At 47.5% G+C, this 17952-nt stretch carries 16 protein-coding genes, 15 tRNA genes and 2 rRNA genes; 29 read left to right on the forward strand and 4 right to left on the reverse strand.

All coding sequences use genetic code 11. The features are described 5' to 3' along the window. From DMN77_RS12700 to DMN77_RS12780, 17 genes are all read left to right on the forward strand, one after another. Positions 1 to 96, forward strand: a 23S ribosomal RNA gene (locus tag DMN77_RS12700); the annotation flags it as partial. 59 nt (positions 97 to 155) lie between these two features. Beyond that, a 5S ribosomal RNA gene (gene rrf / locus DMN77_RS12705) occupies positions 156 to 272 on the forward strand. 75 nt (positions 273 to 347) lie between these two features. Continuing rightward, positions 348 to 421 (forward strand) — tRNA-Ile (locus tag DMN77_RS12710). Positions 422 to 435: 14 nt separating this feature from the next. Then, positions 436 to 511: transfer RNA gene (locus DMN77_RS12715), tRNA-Ala, on the forward strand. A 4-nt stretch (positions 512 to 515) separates the two neighbouring features. Beyond that, a tRNA-Asn gene (locus tag DMN77_RS12720) sits at positions 516 to 588 on the forward strand. A 72-nt stretch (positions 589 to 660) separates the two neighbouring features. Beyond that, positions 661 to 752: transfer RNA gene (locus DMN77_RS12725), tRNA-Ser, on the forward strand. 30 nt (positions 753 to 782) lie between these two features. After that, positions 783 to 857: transfer RNA gene (locus DMN77_RS12730), tRNA-Glu, on the forward strand. Between the two features lie 5 nt (positions 858 to 862). After that, a tRNA-Val gene (locus DMN77_RS12735) sits at positions 863 to 938 on the forward strand. Positions 939 to 953: 15 nt separating this feature from the next. Further along, positions 954 to 1027 (forward strand) — tRNA-Met (locus DMN77_RS12740). 38 nt (positions 1028 to 1065) lie between these two features. Beyond that, positions 1066 to 1141, forward strand: a tRNA-His gene (locus DMN77_RS12745). A 20-nt stretch (positions 1142 to 1161) separates the two neighbouring features. Further along, positions 1162 to 1236: transfer RNA gene (locus DMN77_RS12750), tRNA-Gln, on the forward strand. A 6-nt stretch (positions 1237 to 1242) separates the two neighbouring features. Continuing rightward, positions 1243 to 1318, forward strand: a tRNA-Lys gene (locus DMN77_RS12755). A gap of 30 nt (positions 1319 to 1348) precedes the next feature. Then, positions 1349 to 1432, forward strand: a tRNA-Leu gene (locus DMN77_RS12760). Positions 1433 to 1438: 6 nt separating this feature from the next. Then, positions 1439 to 1513, forward strand: a tRNA-Gly gene (locus DMN77_RS12765). Positions 1514 to 1516: 3 nt separating this feature from the next. Further along, positions 1517 to 1593: transfer RNA gene (locus DMN77_RS12770), tRNA-Arg, on the forward strand. Positions 1594 to 1619: 26 nt separating this feature from the next. After that, positions 1620 to 1696 (forward strand) — tRNA-Pro (locus DMN77_RS12775). Positions 1697 to 1703: 7 nt separating this feature from the next. Beyond that, a tRNA-Gly gene (locus DMN77_RS12780) sits at positions 1704 to 1774 on the forward strand. Positions 1775 to 2680: 906 nt separating this feature from the next. On the opposite strand, the gene DMN77_RS12785 is transcribed toward DMN77_RS12780, so the two are convergent. Together DMN77_RS12785 and DMN77_RS12790 are read right to left on the reverse strand one after the other, a co-directional pair. After that, positions 2681 to 3637 (reverse strand): cation diffusion facilitator family transporter, encoded by a 957-nt coding sequence (locus DMN77_RS12785; RefSeq protein WP_068782706.1) that lies wholly within the window; start codon positions 3635 to 3637, stop codon positions 2681 to 2683. Between the two features lie 17 nt (positions 3638 to 3654). Then, positions 3655 to 3990 carry an ArsR/SmtB family transcription factor gene (locus DMN77_RS12790; protein WP_179015278.1) on the reverse strand — a complete coding sequence of 112 codons (336 nt, stop codon included), beginning with the start codon at positions 3988 to 3990 and terminating at the stop codon, positions 3655 to 3657. Positions 3991 to 4397: 407 nt separating this feature from the next. On the opposite strand from DMN77_RS12790, the gene DMN77_RS12795 reads away from it, so the two are divergent. The 3 genes from DMN77_RS12795 to DMN77_RS12805 all read left to right on the forward strand — a co-directional run bounded on the left by DMN77_RS12795 (position 4398) and on the right by DMN77_RS12805 (position 7376). Continuing rightward, the gene (locus DMN77_RS12795) at positions 4398 to 5033 is read left to right on the forward strand and encodes a glycoside hydrolase family 11 protein (protein WP_068782704.1); all 636 of its coding nucleotides are present in this window, start codon (positions 4398 to 4400) and stop codon (positions 5031 to 5033) included. Positions 5034 to 5224: 191 nt separating this feature from the next. Then, on the forward strand, positions 5225 to 6076 hold the full coding sequence (locus DMN77_RS12800) for a formylglycine-generating enzyme family protein (protein ID WP_179015285.1): 852 nt from the start codon (positions 5225 to 5227) through the stop codon (positions 6074 to 6076). Between the two features lie 325 nt (positions 6077 to 6401). Continuing rightward, positions 6402 to 7376: an aldo/keto reductase gene (locus DMN77_RS12805; protein ID WP_179015287.1), complete on the forward strand. Its 975-nt coding sequence runs from the start codon at positions 6402 to 6404 to the stop codon at positions 7374 to 7376. A 178-nt stretch (positions 7377 to 7554) separates the two neighbouring features. On the opposite strand, the gene DMN77_RS12810 is transcribed toward DMN77_RS12805, so the two are convergent. Then, complete coding sequence (locus tag DMN77_RS12810) at positions 7555 to 7989, reverse strand: flavodoxin domain-containing protein (RefSeq protein WP_120464821.1); 435 nt, start codon at positions 7987 to 7989, stop codon at positions 7555 to 7557. 48 nt (positions 7990 to 8037) lie between these two features. After that, a complete protein-coding gene (locus DMN77_RS12815; protein WP_179015289.1) occupies positions 8038 to 8535 on the reverse strand; it encodes a MarR family winged helix-turn-helix transcriptional regulator in 498 nt (165 codons plus the stop codon). 270 nt (positions 8536 to 8805) lie between these two features. On the opposite strand from DMN77_RS12815, the gene DMN77_RS12820 reads away from it, so the two are divergent. The 9 genes from DMN77_RS12820 to DMN77_RS12860 all read left to right on the forward strand — a co-directional run bounded on the left by DMN77_RS12820 (position 8806) and on the right by DMN77_RS12860 (position 17259). Continuing rightward, on the forward strand, positions 8806 to 9198 hold the full coding sequence (locus DMN77_RS12820; protein WP_179015291.1) for an iron chaperone: 393 nt from the start codon (positions 8806 to 8808) through the stop codon (positions 9196 to 9198). Between the two features lie 222 nt (positions 9199 to 9420). After that, positions 9421 to 9912 carry a prolyl-tRNA synthetase associated domain-containing protein gene (locus DMN77_RS12825; protein WP_179015292.1) on the forward strand — a complete coding sequence of 164 codons (492 nt, stop codon included), beginning with the start codon at positions 9421 to 9423 and terminating at the stop codon, positions 9910 to 9912. 143 nt (positions 9913 to 10055) lie between these two features. After that, positions 10056 to 11675: an ABC transporter substrate-binding protein gene (locus tag DMN77_RS12830; RefSeq protein WP_179015294.1), complete on the forward strand. Its 1620-nt coding sequence runs from the start codon at positions 10056 to 10058 to the stop codon at positions 11673 to 11675. After that, positions 11672 to 12661: an ABC transporter permease gene (locus DMN77_RS12835; RefSeq protein WP_229521112.1), complete on the forward strand. Its 990-nt coding sequence runs from the start codon at positions 11672 to 11674 to the stop codon at positions 12659 to 12661. The genes DMN77_RS12830 and DMN77_RS12835 overlap by 4 nt, the downstream gene beginning before the upstream one ends. After that, entirely contained in the window at positions 12658 to 13524 is an 867-nt protein-coding gene (locus tag DMN77_RS12840; protein ID WP_256872372.1) for an ABC transporter permease, read from the forward strand. The genes DMN77_RS12835 and DMN77_RS12840 overlap by 4 nt, the downstream gene beginning before the upstream one ends. Beyond that, a complete protein-coding gene (locus DMN77_RS12845) occupies positions 13524 to 14276 on the forward strand; it encodes an ABC transporter ATP-binding protein (protein ID WP_179015295.1) in 753 nt (250 codons plus the stop codon). The genes DMN77_RS12840 and DMN77_RS12845 overlap by 1 nt, the downstream gene beginning before the upstream one ends. Continuing rightward, the gene (locus tag DMN77_RS12850; RefSeq protein ID WP_068782694.1) at positions 14276 to 15061 is read left to right on the forward strand and encodes an ABC transporter ATP-binding protein; all 786 of its coding nucleotides are present in this window, start codon (positions 14276 to 14278) and stop codon (positions 15059 to 15061) included. The genes DMN77_RS12845 and DMN77_RS12850 overlap by 1 nt, the downstream gene beginning before the upstream one ends. After that, the gene (locus DMN77_RS12855; protein ID WP_179015297.1) at positions 15045 to 16118 is read left to right on the forward strand and encodes a pyridoxal-phosphate-dependent aminotransferase family protein; all 1074 of its coding nucleotides are present in this window, start codon (positions 15045 to 15047) and stop codon (positions 16116 to 16118) included. The genes DMN77_RS12850 and DMN77_RS12855 overlap by 17 nt, the downstream gene beginning before the upstream one ends. Next, positions 16108 to 17259 (forward strand): amidohydrolase family protein, encoded by a 1152-nt coding sequence (locus DMN77_RS12860; RefSeq protein WP_179015304.1) that lies wholly within the window; start codon positions 16108 to 16110, stop codon positions 17257 to 17259. The genes DMN77_RS12855 and DMN77_RS12860 overlap by 11 nt, the downstream gene beginning before the upstream one ends. Positions 17260 to 17952: the final 693 nt, after the last annotated feature.

The following is a 17952-nucleotide window of genomic DNA, read 5'->3' on the forward strand; positions in this document are numbered from 1 at the left end:
TAAGACCCCTTGAAGACGACGAGGTTGATAGGCCTGAGGTGGAAGTGCAGCAATGTATGGAGCTGACAGGTACTAATCGGTCGAGGGCTTATCCAAAAACATCTAAATATGCAAAATGAGTTTCGTATCCAGTTTTCAAGGATTAACCTTGAACGTTTGGTGGCGATGGCGGAGGGGTTCCACACGTACCCATCCCGAACACGACCGTTAAGCCCTCTAGCGCCGATGGTACTTGGACCGAAGGGTCCTGGGAGAGTAGGAAGCCGCCAAGCGAAACCCCTTAGGGGGATTTTTTTTCGCCGGTGTATTTATACATACTAGTTCGTTGAATCGTGTTCCTTTAATGAGGGCCCTTAGCTCAGTTGGTTAGAGCGCACCCCTGATAAGGGTGAGGTCGGTGGTTCGAGTCCACTAGGGCCCATTTTATATCAGTATGGGGCCATAGCTCAGCTGGGAGAGCGCCTGCCTTGCAAGCAGGAGGTCAGGAGTTCGATCCTCCTTGGCTCCACCAATATTCCCTGATAGCTCAGTTGGTAGAGCACTCGACTGTTAATCGAGTTGTCACAGGTTCGAGTCCTGTTCGGGGAGTTGCTTTCCCAGAAGGTGAAGATTTTGCTATTGAAGCTTAATCCATTCGCTTTCTGGGGACCCTAAACACATGGAGAGGTGTCCGAGTTGGCCGAAGGAGCACGATTGGAAATCGTGTAGGCGTCACAAGCGTCTCGAGGGTTCGAATCCCTCTCTCTCCGCCATGATTATCTAGCATGTTATATTTAATGTAAGGCCCGTTGGTCAAGGGGTTAAGACACCTCCCTTTCACGGAGGTAACAGGGGTTCGAATCCCCTACGGGTCACCAAGTATGGAGGCTTAGCTCAGCTGGGAGAGCATCTGCCTTACAAGCAGAGGGTCAGCGGTTCGATCCCGTTAGCCTCCACCATTATATTCTAATTGACGCGGGGTGGAGCAGTCCGGTAGCTCGTCGGGCTCATAACCCGAAGGTCGTAGGTTCAAATCCTGCCCCCGCAATTAGCTTCAAGTTTTACAACTCAATGAACAACATTATGGCGGTCGTGGCGAAGGGGTTAACGCACCGGATTGTGGCTCCGGCACTCGTGGGTTCAAGTCCCATCGATCGCCCCATTTAATCTCAAAGTAGTTGTTGGGGATTAGCCAAGCGGTAAGGCAACGGACTTTGACTCCGTCACTCATAGGTTCGAATCCTATATCCCCAGCCATTTTATGAGCCATTAGCTCAGTTGGTAGAGCACCTGACTTTTAATCAGGGTGTCGAAGGTTCGAGTCCTTCATGGCTCACCAGTATTCTTCAGGAGAATACATTGTGTATGTGCGCGTGTGGCGGAATGGCAGACGCACCAGACTTAGGATCTGGCGTTTCACGACGTGGGGGTTCAAGTCCCTCCACGCGCACCATGCTTTGCGGACGTGGCTCAGCGGTAGAGCATCGCCTTGCCAAGGCGAGGGTCGCGGGTTCGATTCCCGTCGTCCGCTCCATTTGCGCCCTTAGCTCAGCTGGATAGAGCGTTTGACTACGAATCAAAAGGTCAGGAGTTCGAATCTCTTAGGGCGCGCCATTTCAATTCAATAACATCATGTTTAACGGGATGTAGCTCAGCTTGGTAGAGCACCTGGTTTGGGACCAGGGGGTCGCATGTTCGAATCGTGTCATCCCGACCATCATTTTGCGGGTGTAGTTCAATGGTAGAACTCCAGCCTTCCAAGCTGGTAGCGTGGGTTCGATTCCCATCACCCGCTTTGTACCTTTTAAGACTCGAAACCCTTATTTCAAGGGTTTTTTGTTTCCATAAAATTCGATAAAGCCCAAACTACTTTCTCGTAGGGGGCGTATTGTGGGGCAAATTTCTGGTTTGTTGATCAAAGTTCTCCTCGAGTATCGCTGTACTCTGAAATAAGTTTGGAATCAATAATACGTCATTAGCAAGCAGATCGGGGATACATTCAATAGATTAGCAGCTAAGCTTCCCCAATCTAATGTTTGATCGAGCCCCTTATCAAGGTGCTTTTTATTTCCCTGCAGGGGGCGGAAAAAGAAGAACACCGACATCATTCGTTCGGTGTTCTTTCGGTTTTAGCTAGTTGGAACCCATACGCCATTTTGGCCGGTATGCAAATTTTCGCTATGGTAATGTGGGAATTCGGGTCCGTAGTAATAGGTACCAGCTGAATCAGAGTATGCACAGTTTGGGGGATTGCATATAACCCCGGGAGCATAATCTGAGGTGGTATCAGCTTTTGCAGCAGCTCTGGTAGTAGTTGAGGCCAGATAAGGGAAGTACCCACTCTGGAGAATGATGTACAGGAAAATGAATAACACTAATATAATCACCGGTGAAGTATCAACTTTGCTCGTACTCAATTGTTTACCTCCTTCAGGTAAATAGTTATTGCAAGATATGAGCGGAGTGGGCTTTTTGACCTGGTCATTTGACCATATTGCGGAAAATTAATAAAAAAGAGCTATGATCATGTCAGGAAACGTGGAGCAATAAATACCGTACTCATGTTGAACTTGAGCTTCTGCTGCTCGGGGCATGGACAGGGAACGGGTAATTGATGAGCAAACTCCTAAACGTTCATAGGAAAATCCCACTGATCAATGAAGATCGGTGGGATTGTTGTTTATTCCATATGGCATTCTTATTAGTGATGATGTTCATGGTGGTGGTGTCCGGAGGCTTCAGCCTTCACGGTACACAGAATCGAATTGTCATGACGATGGGCAGAAGTCTCTAATTGAATTGTCATATGATGAATGTTCTTATGTTCAAGCTCATGTTCGATTTGACGGAGCAATCGCTCACTGTCAGCAATGGACATTTGATCATCTACAACTGCATGGCAGGAAAGAGCATTTAACCCGCTTGTAATCGACCAGACGTGCAGGTCATGAACGCTTTGAATTCCTTTTGCATGTTGGAGCGTTTGAATCACTTCGTTCATATCTACATTTTGCGGAGTTCCCTCCATCAGGACATGGAGCCCGGACTTCATAACATAATAACCGCTGCGTAATACGAGTGCGGCAACAATGACACTGGCGAGTGGATCTGCCCAGCCCCAACCGAAGAACATAATCAGCAGCGCGGCAATAATCGCACCCACAGAGCCAAGCATATCACTAATGACATGCAGATATGCTCCACGCATATTCAAGTTTTCTTCCACATCCCCACTGCGCATCATAAACCATGCTACAAAAATATTAACCAGCAAACCAATTGAAGAGATGATCAACATGCCGGTTGAAGCCACTTCAGGCGGGTTTTGAAAACGCTGGATCGCTTCATAGAAAATATAGATTGCAATGAATACGAGCGTCACCCCGTTAAGAACTGCGGCTAATATTTCAAATCGTTTGTAGCCATATGTTTTATTGTAGTTGGCCACCTTTCCGCCGAGGGTAAAAGCCAATAGTGCCACACCAAGTGAGATGGAGTCACTTAACATATGGCCTGCATCAGATAATAACGCAAGGCTGTTGGTAATAAATCCTCCAAATGCCTCAATGATCATATATCCTGTAATAATAATAAAACTTATCAGTAATGCTTTTTTATTTGCACCATGTGTATGGTCATGTCCATGATCGTGTCCCATTATATGTCTCCTCTGCATTATAGATGTACAGCATGCTCAATGGCTTTCCCCAGCAGGTTCATAACGTGATCATCATCTTCTGAATAATACAAGGTAGTGCCTGCTCTTCTAAACTTGACCAATCTTAAGTTTTTCAAAAAACGCAATTGGTGGGAAACGCTCGATTGGCTTAGATTTAGTAGCTCCGCAATTTCATTGACGGAATGCTCCCCTTTACACAATAAATGCAAAATGCGGATTCTTGTTGGGTCGCTCAACGCTTTGAAGGTTTGTGAAACGACAAATAACGTTTCTTCATCCAGATCCTGCGCTCCGTCATGAAATGCTTCTTTGTATTCCTGCTCTTCACTCATTTATTACACCCCTCTGTAAGGAAAATTAGATGTATATGAACATATACTCATATTGTCATACATAGATTATAATACTCTGCACGGAATGTCAATCCGCAGGTTTCACATTTATTTCAGTCTTGCCGTTTCTCCAAAGGATCAATCATATGATCATGGGCTCCTCGATTCTCGTGACACTAATCCATCTCTTACATCCTACTTTTATTCAAATATCTAAAATAAAGAGGGATAAACCTTTAATTTGATAAGTTGTTATGTAAACGCTTTATTTCTATAATTTACAAGTAAGGAGGTGAAAAATAGAATTTTCAGGAAGAAAAAACAGTAAAAGTTACGTACTGCAAGTAAAACCGACAGAAGGATGTAGGGTAGGGCGTAGTTGCAATAATATATTAAGGAGGTATTCTATGTTCAAATTTAATAGGAAAATAATGACGGCATTACTCGTAGCAGCGATGAGTTTTAGTATGTTTGCAGTGACCTCCAGTGCAGCAACAGACTATTGGCAAAATTGGACCGATGGTGGCGGAACCGTTAATGCGGTTAATGGATCTGGCGGCAATTATAGTGTGACATGGTCAAACTCCGGCAACTTTGTTGTGGGCAAAGGCTGGGGTACGGGATCACCATCCAGAACCATCAACTACAACGCTGGCGTCTGGGCACCAAATGGCAACGGATATTTGACGCTTTATGGTTGGACAAGAAACTCGCTTATCGAATATTACGTTGTAGATAGCTGGGGAACTTACCGCCCTACTGGAACGTATAAAGGCACTGTATCAAGTGACGGGGGAACGTATGACGTTTATACAAGCATGCGGTACAATGCTCCTTCCATTGACGGTACACAAACTTTCCAACAGTTCTGGAGTGTTCGTCAGTCGAAGAGAGCGACAGGAAGCAACGTTGCTATTACGTTTAGCAACCACGTTAATGCATGGAAGAATTATGGAATGAATTTGGGCAGCAGCTGGTCTTATCAAGTGTTGGCTACAGAAGGATATCAAAGTAGCGGCAGTTCTAACGTAACGGTGTGGTAACAGGTCGACTGTAACCAGGTCGATGAACAATGCCAGGCCGTAGCTTCAAAGTTAAAGTTCTAGAGCTTTCTTAACGCTGAATAGCGCCAAAGGCCTGCCGGCCCACAAGCCGGCGGCCTTAATATATTTATTATCTTCTGTAAATGTCCAAGCTTAACCACTTTTTTCATCTATTTAAAGGAGATATATCCATGAGAAAATTATTCACTTTCCTTCTAGTAGCCCTAGTATTAGTAGTCAGCGCTTGCTCACAAGAGAGGCCTGGGAAAAATGACGCCAATCCCGGTCTTGTCTTTGTAGAAGGTGGGGCAATGACGAACACGAAGTCCAACTACTATGGAAAAAGTGTAACCATATCAAATTTCTACATTGGTAAATATGAGGTCACTCAGAAAGAGTGGGCCGAGGTTATGGGCTACAATCCATCCGGATTCCAGGGAGACCATTTGCCGGTTGAAATGGTAACCTGGTATGACGCGATTGAGTACTGCAATCAGCGAAGCGTCAAAGAGGGCCTGGAGCCATACTACATTATCGATCAGAACAACCAGGATCCGAACAATATGAGTGAGAACGATAATATGAAATGGATAGTAACGATGAATGAAGGGGCTAACGGTTACCGATTGCCGACCGAAGCCGAATGGGAATATGCTGCTGGTGGAGGTCAGTTGAGCAAGAGCTACACCTACAGTGGAAGCGATAAGGCTGATGATGTAGCATGGTATTGGAGAAATGCCGGAAATAAATACTTATCAGGGGACTGGAACTGGCCAATCATAGAAGATAATAAAAATAAAACCCAATCTGTTGGTGCCAAAAAGGCTAACGAGTTAGGGCTCTACGATATGTCAGGCAATGTAAGGGAATGGTGCTGGAACTGGTATGGGGAAGATCTGGACAGCAGCAGCGGATCTTTTCGGGTGGTGAAGGGCGGCGGCTGGATCGGTGATGTTAGCAACAATGAGATTGCTTTCCGCGGCAAGTTCGAGGCGAATGGCCTTGGCCCTGACCAAGGGTTTCGAGTGGCTCGCAGTGAGTAGAATGGACAGGCCGCCATTTCACGCCAGTGACAAGTTGGTGGGGATGGGGGCTTTATTCAATTACAATTCCTATCTAACAATATCCCTGTTTGTCCAATTTTTAGGAGCGGCGGTCGTGGGGGCTGTGGAATGGGGCTTCAGGTACGGCATATCTTTAAAGCTCCTCCATGGCAGAAAGCGTAACATTTTTAATTCACACATCAGGTCGATTTGGCTATTGTAAGCAACTTGTTTCTGTTTAAAATTAGGAGTAGATTAAACAATCAATAAAAGGTGAGACCGCCTTTTCGAAATACGTTAGGAAATAATAAGGGGGATCCATTAAATGGACTATACGAAGCTTGGAAATACTGGATTGGATGTATCTCGGATCTGTCTTGGTTGTATGGGCTTCGGTGATGCAGATAAGGGGCACCATCGTTGGGTGCTTCGTGAGGAGCAAGCTCGCCCAATAATCAAAAAAGCTTTAGATAGTGGAATCAATTTTTTTGATACAGCGAATGTATATGCCGACGGGACAAGTGAGGAAATTATTGGAGGGGCTCTAAAGGATTATGCCAATCGAGATGAGATTGTTCTAGCAACCAAGGTTTATAACCGCATGCATCAAGGGCCAAACGGAGCTGGACTTTCCCGCAAAGCGATCATGAGCGAAATCGATAAGAGTCTTAAGAGATTAAAAACCGACTACGTCGATTTGTATCAAATTCATCGTTGGGATTACAATACACCTATTGAAGAGACGATGGAGGCACTGCACGATGTTGTTAAGGCTGGTAAGGCGAGATACATTGGTGCTTCTGCCATGTACGCCTGGCAGTTCCTGAAGGCGCTGCATGTGGCTGAGAAAAATGGGTGGACACGATTTGTATCCATGCAGAATCATTTAAACCTCATATACCGTGAAGAGGAACGGGAGATGCTGCCACTTTGCAAGGAAGAAAAAGTCGGAGTGATTCCTTACAGCCCGCTCGCGGGAGGAAGACTGGCGCGCGAGATAACAACATACCGTGCTGAAACTGATCAAATTGCAAAACAAAAATATGATACAACAGCGGATGCGGATCAAATAGTTGTGGATCGGGTTGTAAGTCTCGCAGAGAAACATGGCGTTCGTCGCGTTCACATCGCACTTGCTTGGCTTCTGCATAAAGAACCGATAACTGCTCCCATCGTTGGGGCAACAAAAATCTCTCATCTTGAAGATGCGGAAGCGGCTCTAACCATTAAATTAACAGCCGAAGAAATTGCGTTTTTGGAAGAACCTTACGTACCGCACCAAGTCGTTGGCCATTATTAATTGAATTATTTGGTACCGCACAGTTTAGCGAATACATATGGAAAACGGGCTTGACGTGTTTTTAAGTCATTGACTGTAGTGAAATAGGGTTCGTCCAGCGAAGCAAATTATCACATAAGGTTACGTAGGAGGTAACAGTTCTGAGCGTTACCTCCTGCTTAATTCCTATTTGAGGAACTTACCTTATGAAATTTTCGGAAAATGCTTTTATTCGATCTACGAAAATTCCTTTCAATTGATCCGTTCCTTCTTTTGGTGCAGCGTGAGCCTTATAACCGCCAAACGATTCAATGCAGATAGCTGCTTCTTTTAGATCGGCGGGGATATTCCGTTCTATTATTTCTTCAGTCTCCTTTGGCTTCTCGTTACAAATGAAGTAACCCATTCTTTTTTTCAATAACTCTTGATGATTTTTTTTGATAAAATCACGAATCGGTTTATATATTTTTCCGTCCCGAACTCCCGCTCCTAAAATGATACGATCGAAATCCTCGATAGCGGGTTTCTCCATTTGAATATTACAAGTTGCACAGTTTGGAATCTCTTCAGCAAGCACTTTTATGCATTGTGCCGCGGCTCCTGTTTTCGTAGCATAGATAACTAGTACAGCCATTTAACTCATCCCTTATCCTTTGGTTTTTTGGTGTTTTGTAACATAACATTATCGCGAGGAGGAGCTATTGCGTGCTTGTAAATGAAGCTGATGAATTTGCTCTTCTAAAACGGTGCTTGCTTTATTCAAGAATTGTGTAATGAGCTCAAGCTCTTCATCTGAATACGATGAAGCCAGCTTGACCATCGCTGCGTGGAGCAGAAGGTATGTCTTACGAACTTCTTCTTTATCCTCATATAGTGGTACAATAATCACTTTGCGACGGTCATGGGGGTCAGGTTGTCTTTGCACAAATCCGTTTTTTTCCAGCCGGTCGATTAATGAAGTAACGCTGCCTGTCGTAAGTCCGGTTAGCCTGGACAGTTCTCCGGCAGTGATAGGACCTTTTTCATGCAGGATATCAACGGATAGAAAGTCATTATTGTAGAGACCTAAGACAGCAGCTACACTTTGCTGGTAAAGTATCGTTCTGTTTCCTAATCCGCGCATACTCATCGTCAGGTTTTCTTGCAACTCCGAGGGTTGTTCAGGTATATTGCTTGACAAAAATAGCCCTCCTTGAATTTTAATAAATCTTGATGATCAAGATACTTAATTATCAAGATACTTTAATATGCTTTTGCTGTCAAATATTTAGCGATAATTGAGATTGCTTTCCGCGGCAAGTTAGAGGCGAATGGCTTTGGTCCTGACCAAGGGGTTTCGAGTAGCTCGCAGTGAATAGATAAGGTATATAGCAAAGCAGTTGCGCTTGGACATATTAGACAAACATTGATGTTATAATATTGGGAAGAAAATGATGGAGAGGGACCAGCTATGGACACGAACAAGATAACCTATGAATCAATCGATCATTATATTGCCACATTCCCACCGGACATTCAGGAGATTCTGGAGAAGATCCGCCAGGTCATTCGTGAAGCGGCACCTGAAGCTGTGGAGAAGATCAGCTACCAAATGCCGACATTTGCGCAACAGGGCAATGTAGTCCATATTGCAGCGTTCAAGAATCATATTGGCTTCTATCCGGCACCTAGCGGGATTGATGAATTTGAGCAAGAGCTAGCACCTTATAAAGCGGGTAAAGGAACGATCCAGTTCCCTTTCGGCCAGCCAATCCCCTATGACTTGATCACCAAGATTGTGAAGTTCCGAGTGTCCGAGAATATAGCCAAAGCCGAACGTAAGGCGAAGCAGAAGAAAAAATAATGTTCTCCGCGGCCGAGGCTGCCATTTAACCCTAGCGATAAGCAGGTAAGAATGGCGGTTTTTTTGCGTGGTAAGAGAGGTAGAGCCTTTGGGTACATATTGTAATTAATTAACAATTAAAAACCCTGTTTATTGAGTCCTTCTTATATACGGAGAGGCAGGAATGTGAGATAATCATAAATGTTTTTTTGCTAAAATAGCCAAGAAGGGAGGAGAACTAGAATGAATGCCATACATCAGCAGGTATTTGATATTTTGAACAGGATGGGAATTGAATATGGGTTTGTGGAACATCCAGCCGTATATACAATAGAAGAAATGGAGCAACTCCCAATAGACAATAGGGAAGCGATTGCGAAAAATCTGTTCATCCGGGATGACAAGAAGAAGAGATATTTTATCATCGTGCTGCAAAAGGAGAAGACCGTTAATCTGAAAAGTTTAAGACAAGGATTAAACTGTCGACCGCTTAGCTTTGCTTCCGAAGAGGATTTGCACAGATACTTGAATCTGAATAAAGGAGCTGTTACCCCCTTAGGGATTTTGAACGATGAGACTCGTAGAGTAGAGGTTGTAATCGATCAAGATATTTTGCAGTTTAACCAAGTTGGAGTACATCCGAATGATAATACTGCAACCATCTGGCTTCGTCCGCAAGATTTAGAAGCAGTCATTAAGAGCCGCGGAAATAAGATTTGTTACATAGAAATCTAGGGCCTGCTAGACTCTAGCGGGTCTTTTTTTGACTTTTTAAGGCAGAGGAATAGAGGAGATTTTTGTTTGACAGAAATAAGGGTTTCATCCATAATATTATTCATACTAATCTTATCTGTTTTATATGAGAAGGGGGAAGAGGCATGAAAAGGTTCCAATCATCTGTAAGAAAATCAATTTGGGCAGGGACATTGGCAGTTCTATTGTTGGTATTAATTGCGGGATGCGCCGGAAACAAAAATGCTCCTGCTGCGAATAAAGATGCTCAGCAAAATGCCAATCAGGAAAAGAACCAAAGTGCTAATACAGGCGAGCCTGCGGCGGGAGGTACCTTTGTCTACGGGCGGCCGGCTTCCGTAAATTCGCTTGATCTGCATAATCAGATTACAGCAAACAATGCTTTTGCCATTGATAAAATATTTGAACCCCTCGTTGCCTTTGATAGCAAAGGCGAGATTGTCGATTGGCTCGCCAAGTCGCATAACATTAGTGACGACGGACTGGCCTATACCTTTGTGCTGCGCGATGGCCTGAAATTTTCCAACGGGACGGATGTTACTGCGGAGGACGCCGTATTCTCGCTGCAGCGGCATTTGACTGTTGGCGGTCCACTTGCTATAGCGGCCAAGGTTGACACCATCAAAGCGGAGGATAATCACACGCTGGTCATTACGCTGAAGGAGTCGTATACCCCGTTCATCTCCGAGTTGTCCAACTTCTCCAACGGTATCCTTCCGAACAATTTCGGTGGGGTTTCTGAGGAGGAGTTCTTCAAGAAGCCTGTGGGCACAGGGCCCTTCGTTGTAGAGCAATGGGACCCGGCTGGCGATCTGACTTTTGCCAAGAACCCGTACTATTGGCAGGAAGGGAAGCCGTATATGGATAAGCTGGTCTACAAGCTGATAGAAGACGACAGTCAGGCGATCAATCAATTGAAGGCGGGAGAGATCGACGGCATCGAATCGCTTGCTCTGCAAAATGCCGAAGAGATCAAGAATGGCGCTGACACTACCGTAGTAACAAATGGCAGCTGGGTGACTGAACAGTTGTTCTTCAATACGTTAGATCCACATTTCTCCGATGTTCATGTTCGCCGGGCTCTAGCCTTGGCCATCGATCGTGAAGGCTTGACCAAGGCGCTAACCTTCGGCTATGCGCAAACGGCGAATTCATTGCTGCCAACGGCAATCCCATATCATTCAAATGATACGATCAAAGCGTTGAACTTTGATTTGAATGCTGCCAAGGAGGAGTTGGCCAAATCAGCCTTCCCTGATGGATTCAGCACAAAATTGCTTGTAGCCTCCGGCAATAGTACAAGGGCCCAAGAGGCGCAAATTATCCAGGCGGCGGGCAAGGAGATCGGGATTAATATTGAGATTGAATCGATCGAATTAGCCACTTTCCGGGAACGTTTCTTCGCTTACGATTTCTCGGCTATGCTTAACAGCGGGCAGGCGGATTCTCCTGATGCGAACTCGATTATCGCCTTCCAGACCGATCCGGAAGGATTCAGTAAATCGTACTGGACGCATTATACGAATGAGAAAGTAACCAAGCTTCTGCATGAGGGGCAGAAGACGCCGGATGGGGATGGCCGTGCGAAGGTCTATTCAGATCTGCTGCAAATTGTTGCGGACGAAGTGCCGTACATCCCGCTTTATTATCCGGACATCCTGAAAGGCGTTCGTTCTTCAGTCGATAGCTTCGTCGTCTTGCCTAACGGTAGTGTTCGCTTTGAAGAAGTTCATGTTAAACAATGATGAGAGTAAGCAAGACATTAAATAAATCGCCGGGTGGCAATGTATCCGGCAGTTGGCTCATATTGGCTGTTGTCCGCGCGTTAGTTGTGATCCTATGTGTGATGACAACCGTATTTTTCATCATCCGTATTGTTCCGGGGGATCCCGCAAAAATGATTCTGGGAGAATATAGCACACCTGAAGCTATCCAGAAGATGCGTCATACGCTTGGGCTGGATCTTCCTCTATGGGAGCAATTCTTCCGATTCGTCAAGACACTGTTCACTCAAGGAGATACGGGGAATTCCATTATTGCCGGAACCTCAACCAGAGCATTAATCGCCGAACGGGCTCCCGTTACCCTGCTTCTGATTGGGATGGCTTGTGTTCTGGCAGTGGTGGTTGCGCTTCTATTAGCTGTGCTTGCTGCTACACACAAGGATCGGCTTGCGGATCATCTAATACGGGTTATCCCTACAATAACGCTGGGCATGCCCGTTTTCTGGGTTGGCTTGCTATTGATCCTGCTCTTTAGCGTCCGTCTTCACTGGTTTCCCGTTGGCGGGATCGGGGAAGGCTGGACCGGAACTTTATACAGTCTTACGCTGCCGGCGATTACCGTCGCTTTCTCCCAGATCCCTACGCTGGTTCGTTCATTAAGAGCGCAGATGCTTGAGGTGCTGGAGTCCGATTTTGTAGTTACCTTAAAAGCTGCGGGAATACCGAGCCGGGTAGTTCTGTTTAAGCATGTGCTGCGCAACTCGGCTCTTCCGACACTGATGCTGCTGGGCGTGAATATCTCTTATTTGATCGGCGGCACGCTGGTCGTTGAACAGGTATTTGGCATTAAAGGGATTGGAAGCCTGCTGTTCAGCTCCATCGCGAAACGGGACTTCCCGGTTATTCAAGGAATAGCACTATATTGCGCAGTAGCTGTTGTGATCATCAGTTTGCTGATTGAAATAATATCCTGGTGGCTTGACCCCAGAACGAGGGGAAAACAATGAATCCTATCCAAATAGACTCTCCAAGGCCTATGGGCGGAAGGAAAATAAGCCTGGCAAGCCGGGTATGGAACACTCCCTCTCTTCTGGTCGGAGGCCTTATGTTTGCCGTACTTATCGGGCTGGCGCTGTTTATTCCTTTCATTAGTCCTTATCAGCCCTCGGAGCAAAATTTAAGCGCCTTTTTGCAGCCTCCCTCACCGGAGCATTGGCTGGGGACGGATCAGCTTGGGCGCGATTTGTTTACAAGATTGATCTATGCTGCGCGAACTGACCTGAAAATTATGGTCCTGGCGGAAATCATCCCCTTCTGCACGGGAGTATTTCTAGGCATGCTGGCAGGTTATTACGGGAATTGGCTTAATACCATGATTTCGCTGCTGACGGATACGCTGATCGCGTTTCCTTTTTATTTAATCGTCATTATCGTAGCCTTTGCCAGCGGAGCGGGAGAACGAGGCATTTATATCACCTTTATGCTGGTAGGCTGGATCGTATTTGCCCGTGTGGTAAAAGGTCTCAGCGCTTCGTTCCGCGAACAGGAATGGGTCGCATCCGCACGGACTTTAGGGCTGCCTGGAGTAAGAATCATCCTGCGCCATCTGCTGCCCAATGTGCTGCCGCAAGCGATTGTGGTATTGATGACGGACATGATCGGCCTGCTTGTGGCGATCGTTACGCTCGGTTATCTGGGTATCGGCATTACACCGCCAACCCCGGATTGGGGGACGATGATTGCGGACGGGCGTTCCTTTATTACGACAGCCTGGTGGCTCTCGGCAGTTCCGGGTCTGGCTGTAGTGTATACGGGGATTGCGTTGTCTCTGGTGGGTGACGGCTTGGCAGACTTATGGAGGAAAAAATAATGACTGCTAACACGGTGTTACAGGTTGAGGCCTTATCATTGGCTGCTAAATCCAAGAAATTAGTTGATAATGTCAGCTTCTCGTTGGGTAAAGGAGAAAGCCTCGGCCTGGTTGGCGAATCAGGCTCCGGCAAATCACTTACGCTGCGTGCAATTCTCGGACTGCTTCCCCGCGGTATTGAGCAGACGGGAGGAGTCATCAAGAGCGACGTGAGCAGCGCCATGGTATTTCAAGACCCGAGAGGTGCTCTGGACCCGCTCTGCCCGGTTGTGGCCCAGGTGGCGGAGGTCATTTATTATCGGCAAAAAGCAAGCCGGAAGGCTTCCCGCATTCAAGCGCTTGATTTGCTCGAAATGCTGGGCCTCCCCGATTCTTTGAAAAGGTCAGACCGTTATCCGAGCCAGCTTTCGGGCGGTCAATGCCAACGGATTGTCATCGCTATGGCCTTGGCATGCAAGCCCGGCATTTTGCTCTGCGATGAGCCAACAACGGCGCTGGACGTGACGGTACAGCAGCAGATTATCGAGACGATCACAAATCTACAACGTGAACTAGGGTTTGCCATGGTGTTTGTCACCCATAATCTCGCGATTGCCGCGGCTCTATGTTCCAAGCTGTGTGTGATGAAAGAAGGACAGATTATTGAGCATGATGATACGCTCAGTCTTTTGCAAAACCCTACCCATCCTTACACGCGGATGCTGCTTGATTCGGTGCTTGCTTTACCGGAGCTTGAAGGGAGTGAACAGTGATGGAGCCAGCTTTGCAGGTGAAAAATATAACGGTTCAATATGGCGGGTTTACCGCGCTGAACCATGTTGATCTGAATATTGAGCAGCATACGACCCTTGGCCTTGTCGGAGAATCCGGCTCGGGGAAATCCACCCTGGCCCGCGTCATTGCCGGCTTAATCGTTCCCGATGAGGGGGAGATCCGGCTCGGATCGCAGCCATTGAAGAAGAAGAGGAGCCGCGAGCAGCACAAGAATGTGCAGATGATCTTTCAGAACCCGGACGCATCGCTGAATCCGAAGCATTCGATCCGGCAGATTCTATCTGAAGCGCTGTTATTTCATAGAATCGTAGAGCGGCGTCAGGTCGAACAGAGATGTAAAGAGCTCCTGGAGCGTGTTCATATCGAAGAGGGAGCTTTAGACAGATATCCCTATGAATTTTCCGGGGGCCAGCGGCAGCGGATTGCGATTGCGCGCGCATTAAGCGTGGAGCCAAGCCTGCTGATTGCCGATGAACCAACGAGCGCGCTGGATGTGTCTGTTCAACGGAGTGTGCTTGAATTGTTTCATACGCTCAAGGAGGAGCTTAATCTCACCATGCTGTTTATCTCCCATGATTTGGGGGTTATTCATGCGATCAGCGATAACGTAGCGGTTATGAGGCAGGGGAGAGTGATAGAGGTCAATTCCAAGTCTAAATTCTTTGTCCGGCCCGAGACGGATTATAGCCGTGAGCTGTTGTCCGCAGTGCCGCGAATACCAACATCAAGCAGATCAGGAGGTTCATATGAGCAGAGAATTTAAAGGCTATGTACCGCTCTCACAAGTCGAGTTCGATACACTTACCGGGCTGTTCTCCAAACTTTTGCATACGCAGCATCCGCCTGTCATCATTCCCGGGGAAGCGATCTTGGGTATTGAGGCGATGGCAGCAGGGATCGCTGCGCCCGGCAGGACGATTTTGAATATAGTAACCGGCCCTTACGGAAGCTTATTTGGAGGTTGGCTTGAGCGTGGCGGAGCAACCGTTGCCGAGGTGAAGGTTCCTTTTGATGAAGTGGTTACCGTAGAGGCGGTTGCTGCAGCGATTGAGCGGTTTAAGCCATGTGCGCTTTCTTTTGTCCAGGCAGAAGTGGTTACAGGCGGGGCGAACCCCGCTGAAGAGATATTAAAGCTTGCCCGCGACTACAACCTTATTACGGTGATGGATTCCGTCTCAGCGGTCGGGGGAGAGACGCTGCGGGTGGATGATTGGGGTGTCGACATTGTGGCAGTAGGAGCGCAGAAGGCTTTGGCCGGACCTAACGGTGTCAGCGCGGTCGGTATCTCACCACGCGGCTGGGAATTCATGGAGTCCAATGCAAATGCGCCGCGTAATTCGATCTTATCCTTGCTTGATTTGAAGCCAGTCATGGATGGTGGAGAAGCGCCAGTGCGTGTTCCTGCCAACCTTCCAACGCTGGAGGCCAGGGCACTGGTCACAGCTTTGACCCTTGTTGAGGAAGAAGGTTTAGCACAAGTGATTCGACGTCATCAATTGGCTGCATCCTCTGCCGTTGCCGGCATTAAAGCCTTGGGGCTGGAGCCTTGGCAGAAGGATGGCAGATATTATTCCAAGCTGACGACAACGGTGCGGATTGCCGATGAGCAGAGTTTGCTTATCGAGCGCCCTGTTGGCATCGTGGCCCCGGGGGATGGTGAATTGTTCGGCCAGCTTCTGCGGATTAACCATTTTGGGGCTAATGCTAGTCGGCAAAGTGTGGAGGAAGCGATTGAGGGAATTGGTAAGTTAGTAGAGCGGGACGCGGATGCCGCGGTTGAGAGGGTCCGGCAGGTCTGGGAGGCAGGACATGATCAATAAGCATCCGCGCGAACAAACCTTTAATCGTATTTTTATAGCAGGGATTGGAGACAAACGCTTTGATATTGCCATCAAGGATGGGCGGTTTTCCTCAATTGTGGAATCGGGGCGGGAAGATGGCGAGTTGGCTCCGTCAGGACAGGATTTATGGATCAGTCCGGGAGTCATTGATCTTCATACCCACCTGGCTTGGACAGACTTTGATCATGATGATCAATTGAGGCGCGATGCCCGGGAGATTGAGGCTATGCAAGCTGAAGCCTTTGCGGCTACGCTGCGGACCGGTGTAACGACGGCCCGCGATGCGGGCGGGCTCCTTCCAGGCACCGTGGCCCATCTCGTTCAGCATTATGGTCAGCCATTAAGGGTACAGACCAGCAGTGATATGCTGGGGACAGCAGATGCCCGTGGGGTGAAGTATTTGGAGCAACGTATGAAGCAGATCTTCGATACAGGGGCAGGCTGGATTAAGATTATGGCGACAGGCGGTCTTGGTGCACCTGCTGAAAAGGTGCTTGATCCGAATTTTTCGCAGGAAGAGTTCTCTTTCATCGTCCGCCATGCGCATGCTCATCATAAAAAGGTGATGGTTCACACCTGGGGCGGAGTAACGATTGACTGGTCCATCCAGGCCAAGGTGGAATCCATCGAGCATGGAATGTACCTGACCGAGGAGCAGGCGAACGGGTTAGCTCAATCCGGCGTAGCTTATGTGCCTACCGCTTCGATATATCGCATTGCTGCTGACCCGTCAGGCGTGCTGGCATTGCCTCCGGTCATTTGTGATCGCGCCGCTCGCGCTGCGGAAGCCCATCCTAATGCGGTTCGCTATGCCAGGAGAGCGGGGGTCCACATCGGATTTGGCACGGATTATGCCACGCCCGCGCTTCATGGGTACAACCTTCAGGAGCTGGACACGCTGCTCGATTATGGGTTGACCCGGGCGGAAGCGTGGCAGGCCGCCACGGCGGGTGCCGCCGAAATTCTCGGCAGCGGCCATGAATTGGGACAAATCGCCGAAGGATATTTGGCCGATGCGATTATTTTCGATGCCGATCCATATCAGGCAGCTGACGCGGCTCAGCTTCGGCAGAGCATGGTCTCCGTCATTACCGGAGCCGCCGAAGCGGACTTGATATAGGGCGTAGCTCCGGTGCAGCCTAGTTCGCAGTTTTGGGCGCAGCCTCGCCGTGCGACCAGAGTGAACTCTGCCGAAACGTAGTATCGTCGTTATTCGGGGCAAAAGAGGCATCGTGGAACTCAAGTGAAATGAGGCATCGCCATTTGAGCCCAAAGGGGCATCTGGGAACTCTATCGAAATGAGGTATCGTTATTTTGAACCAAAAGGGTCACCTGGGAACTCTGCCGAAACGTGGTATCGTTATTAGAGCCAAATTGGGCACCTGAGAACTCTACCGAAATGTGGTATCGTTATTCAGACCAAACGGGCACCTGAGAACTCTAACGAAACGTGGTATCGCTATTCAGGCCAAAAGGGGCCTCTGAAAAATCTAACGAAACAGGGTAACGTTATTTAGCCCAAATAGGCCCTTAAAGCCTGTTTTTGATCCAAATAACGATACGTAGTTTCGTTAGATTTTTTTTGCCGCTGTTTTTGTGGAAATAACGATTTGTAGTTTCGCTAGAGAAACTTAAGGCGTGGCTGATTGACCAATCAGCCACGTTTTTTGTGGACGCTGTTCGTTCATCTAACAAATGATTCACTTCTACCCATCTGCTATCTTCTCTCAACCATCGCTCTATTGTAGACAACATATCAGCATAATGTCTAAACCATGTATTATCTCGGTATCCTGTTCCGTTCCCAACCGCT

The organism is Paenibacillus sp. 79R4, assembly GCF_013393165.1.
Taxonomy (GTDB): domain Bacteria; phylum Bacillota; class Bacilli; order Paenibacillales; family Paenibacillaceae; genus Fontibacillus.

Coding starts and splice junctions, on each gene's coding strand:
- DMN77_RS12825 (WP_179015292.1), top strand. CDS start 9,421: ATGAATGCCATACATCAGCAGGTATTTGATATTTTGAACAGGATGGGA.
- DMN77_RS12850 (WP_068782694.1), top strand. CDS start 14,276: ATGGAGCCAGCTTTGCAGGTGAAAAATATAACGGTTCAATATGGCGGG.
- DMN77_RS12795 (WP_068782704.1), top strand. CDS start 4,398: ATGTTCAAATTTAATAGGAAAATAATGACGGCATTACTCGTAGCAGCG.
- DMN77_RS12820 (WP_179015291.1), top strand. CDS start 8,806: ATGGACACGAACAAGATAACCTATGAATCAATCGATCATTATATTGCC.
- DMN77_RS12800 (WP_179015285.1), top strand. CDS start 5,225: ATGAGAAAATTATTCACTTTCCTTCTAGTAGCCCTAGTATTAGTAGTC.
- DMN77_RS12845 (WP_179015295.1), top strand. CDS start 13,524: ATGACTGCTAACACGGTGTTACAGGTTGAGGCCTTATCATTGGCTGCT.
- DMN77_RS12805 (WP_179015287.1), top strand. CDS start 6,402: ATGGACTATACGAAGCTTGGAAATACTGGATTGGATGTATCTCGGATC.
- DMN77_RS12785 (WP_068782706.1), bottom strand. CDS start 3,637: ATGGGACACGATCATGGACATGACCATACACATGGTGCAAATAAAAAA.
- DMN77_RS12860 (WP_179015304.1), top strand. CDS start 16,108: ATGATCAATAAGCATCCGCGCGAACAAACCTTTAATCGTATTTTTATA.
- DMN77_RS12790 (WP_179015278.1), bottom strand. CDS start 3,990: ATGAGTGAAGAGCAGGAATACAAAGAAGCATTTCATGACGGAGCGCAG.
- DMN77_RS12830 (WP_179015294.1), top strand. CDS start 10,056: ATGAAAAGGTTCCAATCATCTGTAAGAAAATCAATTTGGGCAGGGACA.
- DMN77_RS12835 (WP_229521112.1), top strand. CDS start 11,672: ATGATGAGAGTAAGCAAGACATTAAATAAATCGCCGGGTGGCAATGTA.
- DMN77_RS12810 (WP_120464821.1), bottom strand. CDS start 7,989: ATGGCTGTACTAGTTATCTATGCTACGAAAACAGGAGCCGCGGCACAA.
- DMN77_RS12855 (WP_179015297.1), top strand. CDS start 15,045: ATGAGCAGAGAATTTAAAGGCTATGTACCGCTCTCACAAGTCGAGTTC.
- DMN77_RS12840 (WP_256872372.1), top strand. CDS start 12,658: ATGAATCCTATCCAAATAGACTCTCCAAGGCCTATGGGCGGAAGGAAA.